The sequence below is a fragment of the Streptomyces sp. NPDC020490 genome (genome assembly GCF_044335305.1).
Classification (GTDB): domain Bacteria; phylum Actinomycetota; class Actinomycetes; order Streptomycetales; family Streptomycetaceae; genus Streptomyces.
This window is the reverse complement of record NZ_JBIRUY010000022.1, coordinates 127,044-145,655: the sequence shown is the minus strand read 5'-3', so window position 1 is coordinate 145,655 and position 18,612 is coordinate 127,044. Positions and strand designations below refer to the sequence as shown.

Annotated in this window: 13 protein-coding genes; 11 read left to right on the top strand and 2 right to left on the bottom strand. The window is 73.1% G+C overall.

The window, feature by feature from the left end:
- Both ACH4ZX_RS23210 and ACH4ZX_RS23205 read left to right on the top strand, forming a co-directional pair.
- Positions 1 to 4,290 (top strand): thioester reductase domain-containing protein (locus ACH4ZX_RS23210; RefSeq protein WP_398275807.1); only part of this gene is annotated, 4,290 nt, incomplete at its 5' end.
- Positions 4,287 to 4,577, top strand: a complete 291-nt coding sequence (locus ACH4ZX_RS23205) for a hypothetical protein (RefSeq protein WP_398275804.1) — start codon at positions 4,287 to 4,289, stop codon at positions 4,575 to 4,577. The genes ACH4ZX_RS23210 and ACH4ZX_RS23205, both read left to right, overlap by 4 nt.
- Before the next feature lie 168 nt (positions 4,578 to 4,745).
- On the opposite strand, the gene ACH4ZX_RS23200 is transcribed toward ACH4ZX_RS23205, so the two are convergent.
- A complete protein-coding gene (locus ACH4ZX_RS23200) occupies positions 4,746 to 5,183 on the bottom strand; it encodes a winged helix-turn-helix transcriptional regulator (protein WP_398275801.1) in 438 nt (145 codons plus the stop codon).
- Positions 5,184 to 5,373: 190 nt separating this feature from the next.
- Between ACH4ZX_RS23200 and ACH4ZX_RS23195 the strand changes: the two genes are divergently transcribed.
- The 4 genes from ACH4ZX_RS23195 (at position 5,374) to ACH4ZX_RS23180 (ending at position 9,892) form a co-directional block, all read left to right on the top strand.
- On the top strand, positions 5,374 to 6,798 hold the full coding sequence (locus tag ACH4ZX_RS23195; RefSeq protein ID WP_398275798.1) for an MFS transporter: 1,425 nt from the start codon (positions 5,374 to 5,376) through the stop codon (positions 6,796 to 6,798).
- A 277-nt stretch (positions 6,799 to 7,075) separates the two neighbouring features.
- Complete coding sequence (locus ACH4ZX_RS23190) at positions 7,076 to 8,254, top strand: acyl-CoA dehydrogenase family protein (RefSeq protein WP_398275795.1); 1,179 nt, start codon at positions 7,076 to 7,078, stop codon at positions 8,252 to 8,254.
- 139 nt (positions 8,255 to 8,393) lie between these two features.
- Complete coding sequence (locus tag ACH4ZX_RS23185; RefSeq protein WP_398275792.1) at positions 8,394 to 9,236, top strand: NAD(P)H-binding protein; 843 nt, start codon at positions 8,394 to 8,396, stop codon at positions 9,234 to 9,236.
- Between the two features lie 164 nt (positions 9,237 to 9,400).
- Positions 9,401 to 9,892, top strand: a complete 492-nt coding sequence (locus tag ACH4ZX_RS23180) for a pyridoxamine 5'-phosphate oxidase family protein (protein WP_398275789.1) — start codon at positions 9,401 to 9,403, stop codon at positions 9,890 to 9,892.
- A 43-nt stretch (positions 9,893 to 9,935) separates the two neighbouring features.
- On the opposite strand, the gene ACH4ZX_RS23175 is transcribed toward ACH4ZX_RS23180, so the two are convergent.
- On the bottom strand, positions 9,936 to 13,283 hold the full coding sequence (locus ACH4ZX_RS23175; RefSeq protein WP_398275786.1) for a BTAD domain-containing putative transcriptional regulator: 3,348 nt from the start codon (positions 13,281 to 13,283) through the stop codon (positions 9,936 to 9,938).
- Between the two features lie 302 nt (positions 13,284 to 13,585).
- On the opposite strand from ACH4ZX_RS23175, the gene ACH4ZX_RS23170 reads away from it, so the two are divergent.
- The 5 genes from ACH4ZX_RS23170 (at position 13,586) to ACH4ZX_RS23150 (ending at position 18,603) form a co-directional block, all read left to right on the top strand.
- Positions 13,586 to 14,086: a hypothetical protein gene (locus ACH4ZX_RS23170; protein ID WP_398275783.1), complete on the top strand. Its 501-nt coding sequence runs from the start codon at positions 13,586 to 13,588 to the stop codon at positions 14,084 to 14,086.
- Between the two features lie 248 nt (positions 14,087 to 14,334).
- Entirely contained in the window at positions 14,335 to 15,363 is a 1,029-nt protein-coding gene (argC, locus tag ACH4ZX_RS23165; RefSeq protein ID WP_398275780.1) for an N-acetyl-gamma-glutamyl-phosphate reductase, read from the top strand.
- Complete coding sequence (argJ, locus tag ACH4ZX_RS23160) at positions 15,360 to 16,511, top strand: bifunctional glutamate N-acetyltransferase/amino-acid acetyltransferase ArgJ (protein WP_398275777.1); 1,152 nt, start codon at positions 15,360 to 15,362, stop codon at positions 16,509 to 16,511. The genes argC and argJ overlap by 4 nt, the downstream gene beginning before the upstream one ends.
- Entirely contained in the window at positions 16,508 to 17,419 is a 912-nt protein-coding gene (gene argB, locus ACH4ZX_RS23155) for an acetylglutamate kinase (RefSeq protein ID WP_398275774.1), read from the top strand. The genes argJ and argB overlap by 4 nt, the downstream gene beginning before the upstream one ends.
- Entirely contained in the window at positions 17,416 to 18,603 is a 1,188-nt protein-coding gene (locus tag ACH4ZX_RS23150; protein WP_398275771.1) for an acetylornithine transaminase, read from the top strand. The genes argB and ACH4ZX_RS23150 overlap by 4 nt, the downstream gene beginning before the upstream one ends.
- Positions 18,604 to 18,612 lie beyond the last annotated feature (9 nt).

Sequence of the window (18,612 nt, the reverse complement as noted above, 5' to 3'; positions counted from 1 at the left end):
TACTGGGTACGGCAGGTGCGTGAGGCCGTCCGCTGGGCCGACGCCGTCACCGCGATGGAGGAGCAGGGCACGCGCACCTTCCTGGAGATCGGCCCCGACGGTGTCCTGACCGCGCTCAACCGGAGCGTCCTCGCCGACCGCCCCGGCACCCGGGCCCTCGCCCTCCAGCGGCGCAGCCGTACCGAGCCGCACACCCTCGTCGAGGCCCTGGCCGAACTGCACGTCTCCGGTACGGCCGTGGACTGGGACGCCTTCTTCAAGGGCTCCGGCGCCCGCCGTGTACCACTGCCGACCTACCCCTTCCAGCACCGGCGCTACTGGGTCGAGGCCGAGTCCGCCGCCGACACCGGCGGGCTCGGGCTCGACACGGCCGGGCACCCCCTGCTCGGCGCGGCCCTCACACTCGGCGACAGCGACGAGACCCTGTTCACCGGCAGCCTGTCCGCCCGCAGCCACCCCTGGCTCGCGGGACACAGCCTGGCCGGGCAGCCCGTCGTACCGGGCGCGGTGCTCGCCGAACTGGCGATCCACGCGGCCGACGAGACCGGCTGCACCGAGGTCCACGACCTCACCCTCGACGAACCCCTCGTACTGCCCGCCCAGGGCGCCCTGCGCCTGCAGATCCGCGTCGGCCCCGCGGACCCGGCCGGGCGCCGCGCCCTCGCCGTGCACACCCGCACCGAGGATCCCGGCGCCTCCTGGCTCCGCCACGCCCACGGCACCGTCGGCCCGGCTCCGCTCACCGCACCCGCGACCGCCGGCGAACGGCAGTGGCCGCCCGCCGACGCCACCGCCCTGACCCCGGACGACGTCCACGAGCGGCTCGCCGCCGGCGGAACCTCGTACCCGCCGGAACTGCTGGAGTGCCTGACCGGGGTGTGGGAGCACGCGGGGGAGTACTTCGCCGAGGTACGGCTGCCGGACGAACTCGCGGACCGGGCCGACGGCTTCGGCCTGCATCCCGCACTCCTCGACGCCGCCCTGCGTCCGCTGCTCGGCCCGTCCCGCGCTCCGCTGCGCTGGCAGGGAGTACGGCTGCACGCCATCGGCGCGCGGGAGGTACGGGCCCGGATCACCCCGGCCCCGGACACCGGTGACTGGACACTGCACCTGACCGACCCCGCCGGTCGGCCGGTCGCCGAGGTCACGGCGATCACCCCGGGCGAGCCGGACCCCGGCGCGCTTGCCGCCGCCCGCACCCGCGACCACGACGCGCTGTTCCACGTCGGCTGGACACCCCGCCCGCTCGCGCCCGCCCTGTTGCACTGGGCGGACCTCGCCACGGACGGCACCGACCCCGACCCGGCCGCGCTGGCCGCCGCCGTGTCCGCGGGCGCGCAGATCGACGCCGTACGGGTACGCCTCGTCTCGCCGCCCGGCAGCACACCCCCCGACGCGGTGCACACCACCGTCGGGCGGGCGCTGGAACTGGCCCGGCAGTGGCTCGCGGAGGACGCCCTGAACGGCCTCCCGCTCGTCGTGCTCACCAGTGGCGCCGTAGCGGCCGCCGACGGCGAGGACGTCCGCGACCTGGGCGCCGCTGCCGCCTGGGGCCTGCTGCGCTCGGCCCAGTCCGAGGCACCCGGCCGGATCGTCCTGGCCGACGTGCCCGACCCGGACGCCTCCGGGCTCGACACCGTCCTGTCCGCCGTCGTCGCCTCCGGCGAACCGCAGGCCGCCGTACGCGACACCCCGTACGCCGGCCCCGGCCGCACGGCCGGCCCGCAGGTCCTGGTGCCTCGCCTGATCCGCGCCGAGCGGCCCGCCCCGACCGCCGTGCCGGCCGCGGACTTCGACGGCACGGCGCCGACCGGGTCCGCCCGTAACACGGGCGGCACCGCGCCGACCGCGTCCGCCTGGAACACGGGCGGCACCACGCCGACCGGGTCCGCCCGGAACACCGGCGGCACCGCGCCGACCTCGCCCGCCTGGAACACGGGCGGCACCACGCCGACCTTGCCCGCCTGGAACACGGGCGGCACCGCGCCGACCTCGCCCGTCTGGGACCCCGACGGCACCGTGCTGATCACCGGTGGCACGGGCAGCCTCGGCGCGCTGTTCGCCCGGCATCTGGTCACCGAGCGGGGGATACGGCACCTGCTGCTGGTCAGCCGGCGCGGCCAACAGGCACCCGGGGCCGAGGTGCTGCGGGCCGAACTGGCCTCGCTCGGCGCCGCCGTGACCGTCGCCGCCTGCGACGTCTCCGACCGGGACGCCCTCGCCCGGCTGCTGGCGACCATCCCCGGCGAGCACCCGCTGCGCGGCGTGGTGCACACCGCGGGCATCCTGGACGACGGTGTCGTCGCCGCCCAGACGGCCGGCCGGCTCGCCGCGGTACTGCGGCCGAAGGCGGACGCGGCCTGGCATCTGCACGACCTCACCCGTGACCTGGGCCTGACCGCGTTCGTCACGTTCTCCTCGATCGCCGCGGTCGTCGGCGGACCCGGTCAATCCACCTACGCCGCCGCCAACGGCTTCCTCGACGCGCTCGCCCGGCACCGCGCCGCCAACGGCCTGGCCGCCACCTCCATCGCCTGGGGCCTGTGGGCACAGGCCTCCGAACTGACCGGGAACCTGACCGAGACCGACCTCAGGCGCATCGCCCGCAGCGGCTTCCGGCCGGTCGGGACCGAACAGGGCATCGCCCTGTTCGACCTCGCCATGCGGCTCGGCCGGCCCGACCCGGTGGCCACCCCGCTGGACGTGGCCGCGCTCCGCGAACAGCCGCGCGTGCCCGCCGTGCTCGGCGCACTGGTCCGTGCCCCGCGCCGCAGCGCCGCGCAGGGCACCGCCGACAGCGGCCCCTCCCTCCGCGACCGGCTGGCCGCCCTGGACACGCGGGAGGCACGGCATGCCGAGGTCCTCGCCGCCCTGCGTACGGAGACCGCCCGGGTCCTCGGCCGCTCCGGCACCGACGACATCGCCGCCGACCGCTCCTTCCCCCAGCTCGGCCTCGACTCGCTCACCTCGGTCGAACTGCGCAACCGGGTCGCGGAGCTGACCGGTCTGACCCTGCCCGCCACCGTGGTCTTCGACCACCCGACCCCGCACGACCTGGCCGCGCACCTGCTCGCCGGACTCACCCCCGGCACCGGCGCGGACGACGCGGACGCCGACGCGGACGAGGACTACGCCGCGGACATCCACCTCCCCGCCGACATCCGTCCGGCACCCGAGGTCGTACGCACGGTGGCCGAACCGCGGGAGATCCTGCTCACCGGCGCCAGCGGCTTCCTCGGCGCCTTCCTGCTGCGCGACCTCATGCGCACCACCACCGCCCGGATCCACTGCCTGGTGCGCGGCGCCGACGAAAGCGCGGCGCACCGGCGGCTGCGCGACAGCCTGGAGTGGTACCGGGTGTGGCACGACGTGGACGAGGAGCGGCTCGCCGTCGTCGTCGGAGACCTCGCCGAGGAGCGGCTCGGCTTGAGCGAGGAGCGGTTCGACGACCTCGCCCGCCGCGTCGACGCGGTCTACCACGCGGGCGCGTCGGTGCACTGGCTCAAGCCCTACCGGGCGCTCCGCGACGCCAACGTGCACGGCACGGTCGAGGTGCTGCGGCTCGCCGCCCGGCACCGCACCGTCCCGGTCCACCACGTCTCCACCGTCGGCGTGTTCGACGGACCGGTCACGCCGGGCGTCCCGCTGCGGGTCACCGACCCGACCGGGCCGGCCGAGGCGCTGCCCAGCGGCTATCTGCGCAGCAAGTGGGTCGGCGAGCAGATCGTGGACCTCGCCCGCGAGCGGGGCCTGCCCGTCTCCGTGTACCGGGTCGACGTGATCTCCGGCGACCGGGACAACGGCGCCTGCCAGACCCGTGACTTCGTCTGGCTCAGCCTCAAGGGCCTGCTCCAGGCGGGACTCGTACCGTCCGGCGTCCCGGGCCGCTTCCATCTGCTGCCGGTCGACTACGTCAGCGCCGCGATCCTCGGCATCTCCACCCGGCCCGACGGCGCGGGCGGCACCTACCACCTGTTCAACCGCGGCTCGTTGAGCCTCGCCGACTGCGTGACGTATCTGCGCCGCCTCGGCTACCGGCTCGCGGAGACGGACCGGGAGCAGTGGCGGGCGGCGCTGCGCGCGGACCGGGACAACGCGCTGCTCCCCCTCCTGCACGCCTTCGAGATGATGACCTCCGACACCGACGCCTTCTACCCGGCCCTCGACACCACCGAGACCGAGGCCGCGCTCGCCGGCACCGGGATCAGCTGCCCGCCGCTGACCGAGGAACTCTTCGGCAGGTACGTCGGGTTCTTCGTCGAGAAGGGCCACTTCCCGCCCGCCGGATGAGCCCACCCGGCACGGCCGCCGCCGCCCTGTCCGGACCGGCGGCGGCCGTGCTGTCCGAACCGGCCGCCGCCGCCTCGCACGGACCGGCCGGCACCGCCTCGTACGGACCCGCCGCCTCGCACGGACCGGCCGGCACCGCCTCGTACGGACCCGCCGCCTCGTACGGACCGGTCGCCGCCGCGCCGTCGCGGGTGGCGGCGGCGCATTCCCCCGCCCTGCGCGCGGCTTTACCCGCGCTCCTCCCCCTGGAAATGCCGCCGCGCGATCCCGTGGCCCCAACCCGATGAAAATCATGGGTCATCGGCCGGGAATCGCGCGGTAATCGTGCACTCATTTCACGGTAATTCGGCGCCCATCGATCGGTAATTCATGCAGCACCGGTGACCGGCGGCGGGCTCCGGGGAATTACCAGGCGATTACCGGGCCATGACCGACACCCGCCCGCCCGGCCCCGCTCAGGACGCCGCAGTCTCCGCGGCCGTGCGCCGGTCGTACTCCGCGCGGGCCGAGGCGATCTCGACCTGGTGCTCCTCCGTCCAGATCACCAGGCTGCGGATCGTGTCGTGCAGCGTCGCCCCGAGCGGTGTCAGCTCGTACTCCACCCGCGGCGGCACCACCGGGTGCACCGTGCGTTTGACCAGGCCATCCCGCTCCAACTGGCGCAGCGTGACGGTGAGCATGCGCTGACTGACGCCCTCGATCAGCCGGCGCAGCTCGCTGAAGCGCAGCGTGCGGCGGTCCAGCAGCGCGATCACCAGCAGCGACCACTTGTCCGCCACCCGGTCCAGGATCTGGCGTACCTCACAGCCCTGCCGGGTGTCCCACTGCATCACCTCGTAATCGGCTTCGGTACCCCTGCAGTGAGTCGGTGACTTCAAAGTGCCTTCTTCCATAGTCATCGAGCCTGCCCGATGATGCCTGTGGTTACAAGAGGGAACCGCCGCCAACTGCCCCCCGTATGTCGTCATGCAGAGTTGGTGTCCTGAGCGGTCGCCCCGATTTCGGTTTCTCCCTGTTTTCTCTACCGAGGAGTCAATTTCCGTGTCCGCACTGCAATCCTCTCCGGACAGCGGCACCGATCGCATGAGTGGGCGCGCTTGGGGCGTGCTGTTCGTGCTGTGTGGTGCGATCTTCCTTGAGGGCGTCGACGTGGCCATGCTCAACGTGGCCCTGCCGTCGATCCGCGCCGACCTGGGGCTCTCCACCGGCACGCTCCAGTGGGTGATGAGCGCCTACGTCCTGGGCTACGGCGGCTTCATGCTGCTCGGCGGCCGCGCGGCCGACCTGTTCGGCCGCCGCCAGATGTTCCTGTTCTGGCTGACGGTCTTCCTGCTCTTCTCCGGGCTCGGCGGCCTGGCCACCGAGGGCTGGACGCTGATCCTCGCCCGGTTCGTCACCGGTGTCGCGGCGGCGTTCATGACCCCGGCCGGCCTGTCGATCATCACCACCAGCTTCGAGGAGGGCCCGCAGCGCAACAAGGCACTGCTGGTCTACTCCGGCACCGCGGCCGGCGGCTTCTCCATCGGCCTCGTCGTCGGCGGCCTGCTCGCCTCGGCGGACTGGCGCTGGGTGTTCTTCGCGCCGGTCATCCTCTCGTTCGCCATCCTGCTCACCGGCGCGGCCCTCATCCCCAAGTCGCCGCGGCCCGACCGGGGCGGTCAGAGCATGGACGTGGCCGGCGCGGTCAGCGTGACGGGGGCGATCCTGCTGCTGGTGCTCTCCGTCGAGCGGGCCACGCACGCACCGGCCGCGCAGACCGCGCTGACCGCCGCCGCCAGCCTCCTGCTGTTCCTCGCCTTCGTGCTGATCGAGCGCAAGGCGTCCGCGCCGCTGGTCCGGCTGGGCATCTTCCGCAACGGCAGCCTGGTCCGCGCCAACCTGGCGGGCCTGCTGTTCGCCGCCGGGTTCTTCGGCTACCAGTTCATCGTCGTGCTCTACCTTCAGGAGCTGCGCGGCTGGTCGACCATCCAGACCAGCTTCGCGATGATCGTCATCGGTATCGACGCGATCCTGTCGCCGACCCTCACCCCGAAGCTGGTGAACAAGTTCGGCAACGCCCGCGTCATCTTCGGCGGTCTGCTGCTGGCCGTGCTGAGCTACGCGCTGATGCTGCCGCTGGGGCTCGACTGGACCTACCTGATGATGTTCCCGAGCCTGATCGTCCTCGGCCTGTCCTTCTCGCTGGCCTACGGTCCGCTGACGATCGTCGCCACCGAGGGCATCGACGAGGAGGAGCAGGGCGTCGCCGGCGGTCTGCTGTACACCTGCTTCCAGTTCGGCGCGGGCCTCGGCCTGTCCTCGGCCACCGCGGCCATCGACGCCGCGACGGACGGGACCGGCTCGCAGGCGATGCTCGACGGCTACCGGGCGGCTCTGGTCGTCCCCCTGGTGGCCGCCGCGATCGCGGTCCTCGTCAGCGTGTTCGGGCTGCGCAACCGGTCCGGTGCGGCCGCCGCGGAGCCGGCCGCCGCGGGTCCCGTCCTGGAGTCCGCCGAGACCTCGCGCTGACCCGGCCGCGGCCCGGTACGCCGGGCCCCCTCGAACTCGCCTCAGGCCATCCCCCGGGCCTGAGGCGATTCCTTTCCCGGAATTCCCCGAAGGGCCCGTGCGGCGCGCGCCGCACGGGCCCTTGTGCGTGGGTGCCCGCGACTTACCGTCCGCTGACCGCGCACACACCGCCCGGACTCCGGGTGAGCGCGGGAAAGATTTCGCGGTTACCGGGCCATGAGAGCCGTTCGCCAGACTGAATCCCGCACGGCCGGAAGAAAACCGCTGAGGAGGAAGAATGACCACGAACAACGGTGCGATCGCCGCGGTCTTCGACGAGGTGAAATCCCAGGCAGTCCGGTTCCGGGAATCCGGTCCGGTGGCCGAGGAACGGCGGTGGATTCCCGACGAGAACATCGAACTGCTGGAAAAGGCCGGGGTGTTCCGTCTCAACGTGCCGAGCCGTTTCGGCGGCCTGGAGGCGCCGGTCGCCGACCAGGTGCGGATCCTCAGCGAGATAGCCCGCGCCGACACGGCCACCGGGTGGGTCGCGATGATCTGGGTGTCCAGCTCCTGGGTGCCCAGCCTGTTCCCGGACGAGGCCCAGAAGGAGGTGTACGCCGAGGGCTCCGTGCGGGTGTCCACCGGCTTCACCCCCACCGGCACCCTCACCGCTGACGGCGGCGACTACGTCCTGAACGGCAGCTGGAAGTGGATCTCCGGCTCCCGCGGCGCCGGCTGGGCCCTGCTCGCCGCCGTGCTGCCCGCGCCCGACGGGACGCCCGTACCGCACGCCGCCCTGGTGCCCTTCACGCAGCTCGACATCGCCGACGACTGGCACGCCTCCGCGGCGGCCGGCACCGGCAGCTCCACCGTCTCCGCCGCGAACGTCAAGGTCCCGGCCCGCCGGGTGGTCAGCCTGCCCGAGGTGCTCACCGGCACCACCGCAGGACGGTCCAACACGGGCGCCACCGGCCGCAACTACGCCTTCATCCCGTTCTTCATGGCACAGGGCGCCAGCGCCTACCTCGGCATCGCCCGGGGCGCCCTCGACCTGTTCCTGGAGCGGCTCCCCGGCCGCGGCATCACCTACACCTCGTGGACCGACCAGAGCCAGTCCCCGCTGACCCAGATCCAGGTCGCCACCGCCGCGAACAAGATCGCCGCGGCCGAGGCGCTCCAGGACACCTGGCTGCGGCTGCTGCAGGAGCACGCCGACGCGGGCACCCAGCCGTCGCTGGAGGAGCGGGCCGCGGTGCGCGGCAAGGCCGGGTACGCCATCCAGCTCGCCAAGGAGGCCGTCGACGAGCTGTTCGAGGCCAGCGGCGCCTCGGTGATCATGCGGGACGTGCCGTTCCAGCGCTTCCACCGCGACCTGCGGGGCCTCGCCCTGCACGCGCTGTTCGCCTTCAACACCAACCAGGAAGTGCACGGCAGGGCCCTCCTCGGCCTGGCCCCGGACACGCCGTTCCTCTGATCACCGCTCCACCGGGCGGCGCCTGCGCCGGCGCCCGCTCCGTGCAGCCGCAAGCCCGCAGGGGGCACCGGAATCCTCCGCCCGGTGCCCCCTGCGCCCACCTCCGGCACACCCCATCCCCCGTACGGGAGGCGAATCCATGAGTCAGTCAGACATCCTGGTCCTGGGCAGTACCGGGAAGACCGGACGCCGGGTCGTGCAGGCCCTGCGCGCCCGGGGAGCCTCGGTCCGGGCGGCCGGCCGGACCGCCCCGGTCCGTTTCGACTGGAACGACCAGAACACCTGGGAGCCGGCCCTCACCGGAGCCCACGCGGCCTACCTGGTGGACCGCCAGGACCAGCCCGGCAGCTGGGACGCGGCCGCCGAGATCGCCGCCCTGGCCAAGCTCGCCGCGGACTCCGGCGTCCGCCGGCTCGTACTGCTCCAGGCACGCACCACGGGCCTGGTCGGCGGCAAGGACCTCAGCGCCGGCGAGCGGGGCGTGCGGGAGTCCGGCGCGGCGTGGACGGTGCTGCGGCCCAACTGGTTCTTCCAGAACTTCGACGAGGGCGTGCTCCTGGACTCCGTACGCTCCGGAGAGCTCCGCCTGCCCGCCGGGCAGGGCCGCGAGCCGTTCGTGGACGCCGGCGACGTCGCCGAGGTGGCCGCGGCGGCCCTGCTCGAGGAAGGGCACGACGGCCGGGTGTACGACCTGAGCGGCGCGCGGCCCCTGACGCTCGCCGAGGCGGCCGAGGAGATCTCCCGCGCCACCGGACGGACGATCCGCTACGAGCCCGTGGCCCACGACGCCTATGTGTCGGAACTCGTCTCCTACGACGTGCCCGCCGACTACGCGGTATTCGTGGCCGACCTCGTCGGGCAGATCCGCGAGAACCTGAACTCGACGCCCACCGACACCGTGGAAAGTGTTCTGGGCCGCCCGCCGCGGGACTTCGCCGATTTCGTCCGGGAGGCCGCCGCGAGCGGGGTCTGGGCCGATTGACCACCGCCTTCCGGAAAGAGTCCGTCCACCGCCGGGTTCCCCGGCGGTGAGTCGGTGACTTCAAAGTGCCTTCTTCTCTCCGGCCGAAGGGTGCGGCACGCTGAGGTCGACCGGTGGTGAATGGCCGTGTCCTGATTTTCCGACTCTTTTTTTGAGGTGCCACGATGGGTGCTGTGAAGGTGGATTCGTTCTCGGAAATCGAGAGCGCCTTCGTGACGTACATCCAGGACATCGTGTACTGCACGATGATCACGGTCGACAGCAAGGGCCGCCCCCGGGCGCGGGTCCTGCTCCCCATCTGGGAGACCGTGGAAGGCCGGCCGGTCGGCTGGCTCGCCGCGTACAAGACCCCCGTCAAGGCGGCCCATCTGGCGAACAACCCGCACACCACCTATTCGTACTGGAATCCACGGCAGAACGCGGTCTTCATCGACAGCCTCTCCTACTGGGTGGACGATCCGGAGGTAAAGAAGTACGCCTGGGATCTGTACGCCAAGGGCAGCCCGCGAGGCGTCGGCTACAACCCGCGCAATTTCTGGCGCCTGGGACCGGAGGACCCCCAGTACCACGTCATCCGGATCGACCCGTGGCGCGTTCAGGTACTGCGCGGCTCGGACCTGAGCAGCCGTCTGTGGACGGACGAGCTCCAGCGCTGACCGCAGCCCGGGACTGGCCGAAAAGGGCCCGCCCCGGCATCGGTCAGGCCGAACGCGGGATACGGCGCGGCAGCGTCCGGGCCACCGCGTCGGCGGGCCGTACCGCCTGCGGGCCCTCCACCAGCCGGTGCTCCCCGGGTGCTTCGGGGCCCGCGAGCTCCGCCTCCGCCGCGTCGCGGTACTCCACGGACTGTCCGGTGGCGTACTCGGCGGCATAGGTCTGGGCGCCGAGCGCGCCGCGCACCCGGGCCGAGATGCGCTGCACATCGGCGCGTTCCGCCTCGGGCAGCGGCGCGCCGGAGCGTTCCCGGGTCGCCGCCGCGGTGCCGAGCAGCCGGGCGGCCCGGGCCGTGCGAGCCGTCAGCGAGTGGGCTCCCGCGAGGCCTTCCAGCGCGAGCGCGACGGCCCGCGGGTCCTCGGTGGCGAGCGCCGCGGTCAGCCCGTCCCGGTGCAGGTCCAGGCAGGCCGCGGCGTCACCGCGCAGCTCCGCGCAGAATCCCAGTTCGGCCAGGACCAGGGCGAGGCCGTTGATCGCCCCCCGGGTGCGGTTCCACTCCAGCCAGGGCCGCAGATGCCGGACCGCCGCGGCCAGGTCGCCCTGGCGGCGGGCGCCGAGCGCGAGGCCCAGCTCCGCCATCTGCTCCGCCGGCCGGTTGCCCTGCTCGACGGCCAGTCGCAGCGCCCGGTCGTGCAGTTCCTCCGCCTCGTCGTACCGCTCGGACAGCAGCGCGATCCGCCCCAGCCCCGACAGCTGGCGCGACACCTCCGGCCACAGCTCCAGCGACTCCGCGATCCGCAGTCCCTCCCGGTGCAGCTGCGCCGCCTCGTCGTACGCGGCGGTGATCTCGGCGTGCACGGCCAGGGCCTGCGCCGCCTTCAGCTGTCCCCACGCGTCCCCGAGGGCCGAGAACTGGGCGCGCGCCTCCAGCGCGTCGTCGTGCAGCGCGGCCAGGCTGCCCCGGGCCATCGCCAGTGCGGCCCGGCTGCTCAGCGCGGCGGCCACCCCCCAGGCGTCGCGCAGCGCCCGGAAGTCCACCAGCGCCTCGTTCACCCAGCTCTCGGCCGCGGCCAGCGCGCCCACGTCCCACAGCGCGTGTCCCACGAACCACTTGGCGTGGGCGAGCCCGGCGGACCGCTGCGCGGGGGCCCGCTCCCGGGGCGCCCGGCACTGCTCGTCCGGCTCGATCTCCCCGAGCAGCAACCCGATCCCCTCGCACCAGGTCGCCGCCTCGAGAGCCTCCGGCGGGCCGGGCGGCTGGCCGGGCGCCTCCAGCGCGGAGGCCAGGCAGCGCCGGCCCTCGGTGAGCCGGCCCATCAGGATCCAGAACCAGGCCAGCGCGTTGACCAGGCGCAGTGCCAGCTCGGGCGAGCCGCCGTCGGCCGCCTCCCGCACGGCCTGCCGGAAGTTGGCGGTCTCCGCCGACAACCGCCGTAACCAGCGGTGCTGTTCGGGTCCGTGCAGATGCGGCCGGGCCCGCTCGGCCAGCTCGGTGTAGTGCACGGTGTGCCGCCGCGCGACCTGCGCGGCCTCGCCGGCCTCCGCCAGCCGGGCCCGGGCATACGCCCCCACCGACTCCAGCAGCCGGTAACGGGCGCCGGCGGGGCTGTCGCCGCGGATCACCAGAGACCGGTCGACCAGCCGCGACAGGATGTCGACGACGTCACCGGCGGCCACCTCGCCGCCCGCGCACACCTCTTCGGCGGCGGCCAGTGTGCAGCCCTTGACGTGCACGGACAGCCGTCGCAGCACGGCCTGCTCCACGGGTTCGAGCAGACTCCAGCTCCACTCGATCGTCGCCTGGAGCGTCTGCTGGCGGGGCGGCGCGCCCCGGTAGCCGGAGTTGAGCACGCGGAAGCGGTCGTCGAGCCGGTCGAGCAGTTCGTGCACACCGAGCGCCCGCACCCGCGTGGCGGCCAGCTCCAGCGCCAGCGGGATGCCGTCCAGGCGGCGGCACACGGCGGCGACGGCCGGCGCGGTCCGGGCGTCCAGCAGGAAGGAGGGGTCGGCGGAACGGGCCCGCTCGACGAACAGCCGCACCGCGCTGGAGCGTTCGAGCGCCTCCTGCTCCGCCGAGCCGGGCAGTTCCAGCGGGGGCACGGGCCACACCGTCTCACCCTGGAGGCGCACCGGTTCCCGGCTGGTGGCCAGCACCGTCACGCCCGGCGCCTGCTCCAGCAGCAGCCGTACCAGCAAGGCCACGTCGTCCAGCACATGCTCGCAGTTGTCCAGTACGAGCAGCAGCCGGCGGGAGGCGACGAAGTCCAGCAGATGACGCTCCGGACCACAGCCCTCGCCGGGCCGGGCGCCGGTCTGGTCGGCGCCCTCGCGGATGCCGAGCGCCGCCAGCACGTGCTGCGCCAGGCACCAGGGCCGGCCGGCCTGGTCCGCGGGCCGCAGTCCCGCGAACTCCACCAGGCGCACCCCGTCGGGAAAGGCGTCCGCGGCCCGGGCGGCCACGGCGACCGCGAGCCTCGTCTTGCCGACGCCCCCGGGACCGGTGAAGGTGACGAGCCTGCTGCGGGCGAGCAGGCGCCCTCCCTCCTGCAGCGCGTCGTCCCGTCCCACCAGCGCGTTCGGGAAGTCCGGCAGGCTGGTGCGGGCCCGCGGCGCGGCCTCGGCGGTGGCCGGTGCGACCGGCCCGCGCAGCGCCGGGTCCTGACGCAGGATGGCCTGCTGCAGGGCGTCCGCGGCCTCGCTGGGTACCAGGCCCAGTTCCGTGTCGAGACGGCGGCGCAGGTCGGCGTAGCTCGCCAGCGCCTCCGAGGAGCGGGCGGCCTGGTGCAGCGCGCGCATGTGGGCCATCCGCAACCGCTCGCGCAGCGGATGGGCGGTCACCAGTGCTGCCAGTTCCCCGATCAGCAGGCTGTGCTCGCCCAGCCCGAGCCGGGTCTCGAAGTGCTCCTCGACCGCCGTGAGCCGCTCCTCCTCCAGCTGGGCGAGGGCGGTGTGGACGAAGGGCTCGTCCGCGAAGTCGGCGAAGGCGGGCCCGCGCCACAGCGCGAGCGCGTCCTCGAGTGCGGCCGCGCGGGCCCGCAGGTCGTCCAGTGTGCGCGCACGCGCCACCAGGGCCCGGAAGCGCAGCGAGTCCACCGCGTCCTGCGGGGCCTGGAGGGTGTAGCCCGGCGCCCGGTGCACCACCAGGTCCCGGGCGCCCTCCTCGGCGTCCTCCAGGGCCCGGCGCAGCTGCGAGACCTTCGCCTGGAGCGACGCCGCGGGATTGGCCGGGGGCGTGCCGCCCCAGAGCGCCTCGATGAGGCGGACCGTGGGAACGACCTGGCCGTGGTGGGCGAGCAGATTCGCCAGCAGGGCACGGACCTTGACTTCGGGAACCCGAACCGGCCTCCCCGTCACCGTCCGCACCTCAAGTGGTCCGAGCACGCCGAATCGCATGGGCTCACATTAACCCGACAACCAGCGTTACTGGCAGGCTGAAATGAGTTGTACAGATCACGGTGGCACCACCCAGCGAGGGTAAAGTTTCGGCCAAGTCCTGTAGGGGGGTGGGTGATTCGGGGTGCGGGTAACGTGCCGTCCTCGGACTCTTCATCCGTGCCGGGGGAGCTGCGAATTACCCGTGCGTGATCGGGCGGGGGAGTGGCGCGGATAGATTCATTCGGAAGTCCGGATTGCCGCGGTGGAAATTCACATTCAGCGGTGGTCGGCCCGTCTTCGAATGACATCGAGGAGTCACGGTGACAAAGACCGCCTCAGTCGTCCCCGACTTCGGGGACAGTATGGAAGTGGTGGGCCGCACCTTCGTGGCGGCTCTCCAGGAAGGCCTCAGCCGGGTGGCGCCGCCGTGGACGGCTCCGCGCCCCGGCGTGCGGGGCGAGCGTCCGCCCGCGCAGGCCGCGTACCGGATCCTGCTGCGCGACCACCGAGAGGCGGTCCTCGCCCGCCTGGCCGACGCCCTGCCCGCCGTGCTCCACGCGGCGGGGCACCCCGCCGGCGGACGGCGGACGACGGCCTTCCTCGTCGACTGGGCGCGCACCCGGCTCACCGCGGCCGTCACCGGCCCGCGTCCCGGCGTGCCGGAGCCCGCGCTGCCCAGCCTCCACCTGGAACTGACCGTGGCGACCCTGCTGCTGGAGTGCGCCTCCCGGGTCCTGCCCGACGTGCCGTCCCGCGCCCTCGCCCTGGAGGCCCTCGGCCACGCCCTGCGCACCGGATCGCCCACGGGGCGGGCGGCCTGAGCCGGCGCGCGGGCGTTGCCGCGGGACTCGCCGGGGACATCACGCGCGAGGCCGGCCGATCCCGCATGAACGGACTCGACCGCCGACCGATCCGGACGTACGCCGCCGGGGGCGCCGGTCTCCGCGGCGGCACGGGCGGTCCGCCGCCGGCGCGGCCGGGACCGTCGGACCCGAACCGCTCACCGACCCGATGGATTGCATAAACGTGCAGTCATACGTATAGTCATGCCACCCAAGAGGAGGATTCCATGGCGGTACGTGCGGCGGTGGCCGGAGCGAGTGGATACGCGGGCGGTGAGGTCCTGCGTCTGCTCCTGGCGCACCCCGAGGTCGAGATCGGGGCCCTGACCGGCAACTCGAACGCGGGCCGGCGGCTCGGCGCGCTCCAGCCGCACCTGCTGCCGCTGGCCGGCCGGGTGCTGGAGGAGACCACGGCCGAGGCGCTCGCCGGACACGACGTCGTCTTCCTCGCCCTGCCCCACGGCCAGTCCGCCGCCGTCGCCGAGCAACTCGGCCCGGACGTCCTCGTCGTCGACATGGGCGCCGACTTCCGGCTGAAGGACGCCGCCGACTGGGAGCGCTTCTACGGTTCCGCACACGCCGGGACCTGGCCCTACGGCCTTCCCGAACTGCCGGGCGCCCGCGCCGCGCTGGAGGGGTCCAAGCGCATCGCGGTGCCCGGTTGCTACCCGACCGCCGTCTCCCTCGCGCTGTTCCCGGCGTACGCCGCCGGGCTCGTCGAGAACGAGGCGGTGATCGTCGCCGCGTCCGGCACCTCCGGCGCGGGCAAGGCGCCCAAGCCGAACCTGCTGGGCTCGGAGGTGATGGGCTCCATGTCGCCGTACGGCGTCGGCGGCGGCCACCGGCACACCCCCGAGATGATCCAGAACCTCAGCGCCGTGGCGGGGGAGCGGGTCGCCGTCTCCTTCACCCCCACCCTCGCGCCGATGCCCCGCGGCATCCTCGCCACTTGCAACGCCAAGGCCAGGGACGGCGTCACCGCCGAGTCGGTCCGCGCAGCCTACGAGAAGGCCTTCGCCGACGAACCCTTCGTCCACCTCCTCCCCGAGGGACAGTGGCCCGCCACGGCCTCCGTCCAGGGGTCCAACGCCGTTCAGGTGCAGGTCGCGTACGACGAGGCCGTGGGCCGCGTCATCGCGATCAGCGCCATCGACAACCTGACCAAGGGCACCGCGGGCGGTGCCGTCCAGAGCATGAACCTCGCCCTGGGGCTCGACGAGACCACCGGGCTGACGACGATCGGAGTTGCGCCGTGAGCGTGACGGCAGCAAAGGGATTCACGGCGGCGGGCATCGCCGCCGGGATCAAGCAGAACGGCAACCCGGACCTGGCCCTCGTGGTCAACGAAGGACCCCGCCGCGCCGCCGCCGGTGTCTTCACCTCCAACCGCGTGAAGGCCGCGCCCGTCCTGTGGTCCGAGCAGGTGCTGAAGAGCGGCCAGGTCTCCGCCGTCGTCCTCAACTCCGGCGGCGCCAACGCCTGCACGGGGCACAAGGGCTTCCAGGACACCCACGCCACCGCGGAGAAGGCGGCCGAGGTCCTCGGGCGCGCTCCCATCGAGGTCGCCGTCTGCTCGACCGGCCTGATCGGCGTGCTGCTGCCGATGGACAAGCTGCTGCCGGGCATCGAGACCGCGGCCGCCCAGCTCTCCGAGCACGGCGGCGAGAAGGCCGCCATCGCCATCAAGACCACCGACACCGTCCACAAGACCTCCGTCGTCACCAAGGACGGCTGGACCGTCGGCGGCATGGCCAAGGGCGCCGGCATGCTCGCCCCGGGCCTGGCCACCATGCTCGTCGTCCTCACCACCGACGCCGACCTCGACGGCGACACCCTGGACCGGGCGCTGCGCGCGGCGACCCGGGTCACCTTCGACCGCGTCGACTCCGACGGCTGCATGTCCACCAACGACACCGTGCTGCTGCTCGCCTCCGGCGCCTCCGGGGTCACCCCGGCCTACGAGGAGTTCGCCGACGCCGTACGGCAGGTCTGCGACGACCTCGGCCAGCAGCTGATCCGCGACGCGGAGGGCGCCGGCAAGGACATCAGGATCGAGGTGATCAACGCCGCGACCGAGGACGACGCCGTCGAGGTGGGCCGCACCATCGCCCGCAACAACCTCCTCAAGTGCGCCGTGCACGGCGAGGACCCCAACTGGGGCCGCGTCCTGTCCGCGATCGGCACGACCGGCGCCGCCTTCGAGCCCGACCGGCTCAACGTCGCCATCAACGGCGTCTGGGTGTGCAAGAACGGCGGCGTCGGCGAGGACCGCGACAAGGTCGACATGCGCTACCGCGAGGTGCACATCGTCGCCGACCTGGCCGCGGGCGCGGAGACCGCCACCATCTGGACCAACGACCTCACCGCCGAGTACGTCCACGAGAACAGCGCCTACAGCTCATGAGCAGTCCGACACGGAAGCACACCGCCCTGCCCAAGGCCCAGATCCTCATCGAGGCGCTGCCGTGGCTGGTGCGGCACAACGGCAGGACCGTCGTCATCAAGTTCGGCGGCAACGCCATGATCGACGAGGACCTGAAGGCCGCGTTCGCGCAGGACGTCGTCTTCCTCCACCACGCCGGCCTCAGGCCCGTCGTCGTGCACGGGGGCGGCCCGCAGATCAGCGCCGCCCTCGACAAGCACGGCATCGTCAGCGAGTTCAAGGCCGGCCTGCGCGTCACCACCGAGGACGCCATGGACGTCGTCCGCATGGTGCTGGCCGGACAGGTGCAGCGCGAGCTGGTCAACCTGCTCAACGAGCACGGCCCGCTGGCCGTCGGACTGACCGGCGAGGACGCGCACACCATCACCGCCACCAAGCACCAGCCCGAGATCGACGGGGAGTTGGTCGACATCGGGCGGGTGGGCGAGATCACCGCCATCGACACCGGCGCGATCGAGGCGCTGCTCGCCGACGGCCGCATCCCGGTGGTGTCGTCGATCGCCCGCAGCCAGGACGACGGACACGTCTACAACGTCAACGCCGACACGGCGGCCGCGGCGCTCGCCGCCGCGCTGGGCGCCGAGACCCTCATGGTCCTCACGGACGTCGAGGGACTCTACGAGGACTGGCCGAACTCCGACGAGGTGATCAGCCGCCTCACCGCCTCCCAGCTGGAGAGGCTGCTGCCGGAGCTGTCGGCGGGCATGGTGCCGAAGATGGAAGGCTGCCTGCACGCCGTGCGCAACGGCGTGAACACCGCCCGCGTCATCGACGGCCGGGTCCAGCACTCGATCCTGCTGGAGATCTTCACCGACGAGGGCATCGGCACGATGGTCGTGCCGGACGAGACCGAGGGGGGCGCCGCATGACGGACAATCAGGAACTGACGGCGCGTTGGCAGGGCGCGTTCATGAACAACTACGGCACCCCGCTGCTGCCCCTGGTGCGCGGCGAGGGCAGCCGGGTGTGGGACGCCGACGGCAAGGAGTACCTCGACTTCGTCGGCGGCATCGCGGTCAACGCGCTCGGTCACGCCCATCCGGCGGTCGTCGAGGCGGTGACCCGGCAGATCGGCTCCCTCGGCCACATCTCCAACTTCTTCATGGCCGACCCCACCGTCACGCTCGCCGAACGGCTCCTGCGGCTCTTCGGCCGGGACGGCAGGGTCTTCTTCTGCAACTCCGGCGCCGAGGCCAACGAGGCCGCCTTCAAGATCGGCCGGCTGACCGGGCGCAAGCACGTGGTGGCCACCTACGACGCCTTCCACGGCCGCACCATGGGCGCCCTCGCGATGACCGGCCAGCAGGGCAAGCGGGAACCCTTCCTGCCGCTGCCCGGCGACGTCACGCACGTGCCCTTCGGCGACGCGCAGGCGCTGGCCGCCGCGGTCACCGAGGAGACCGCGCTGGTCATCCTGGAGCCGGTGCAGGGCGAGATCGGCGTCGTCGTGCCGCCGGCCGGCTACCTCAAGGCCGCCCGCGCGATCACCGCCGCCACCGGGGCGCTGCTCGTCCTCGACGAGGTGCAGACCGGGATCGGCCGCAGCGGGCACTGGTTCGAGTACCAGGCCCACGACGGCGTCCTGCCGGACGTCGTCACCCTCGCCAAGGGACTGGGCGGCGGCCTGCCGCTGGGCGCCACCGTCGCCTTCGGCCGCGCGGCCGAACTGCTGCAACCGGGCCAGCACGGCACGACCTTCGGCGGCAACCCGGTCGCCTGCGCCGCCGGACTCGCCGTCCTCGACACCATCGAGAACGAGGGCCTGCTGGAGAACGTCAAGCGGCAGAGCGGGAAACTGCGGGACGGAATCGAGTCGTTGGGCCTGGAGTTGATCGACCACGTCCGGGGCACCGGGCTTCTGCTGGGTATCGTGCTCACCGAGCCGCTCGCGCCCCAGGTGCGGCAGGCGGCTCAGGAGGCCGGAATCCTGGTGAACGCGCCCGCCCCCGACGTCGTACGGCTGATGCCCGCGCTGAATCTCGGCGACGACGAGGTGGACGCCTTCCTGCGGGCGCTGCCCGGCATCCTCGACGTGGCCAAGGGGGACGGATGATCCGGAGAA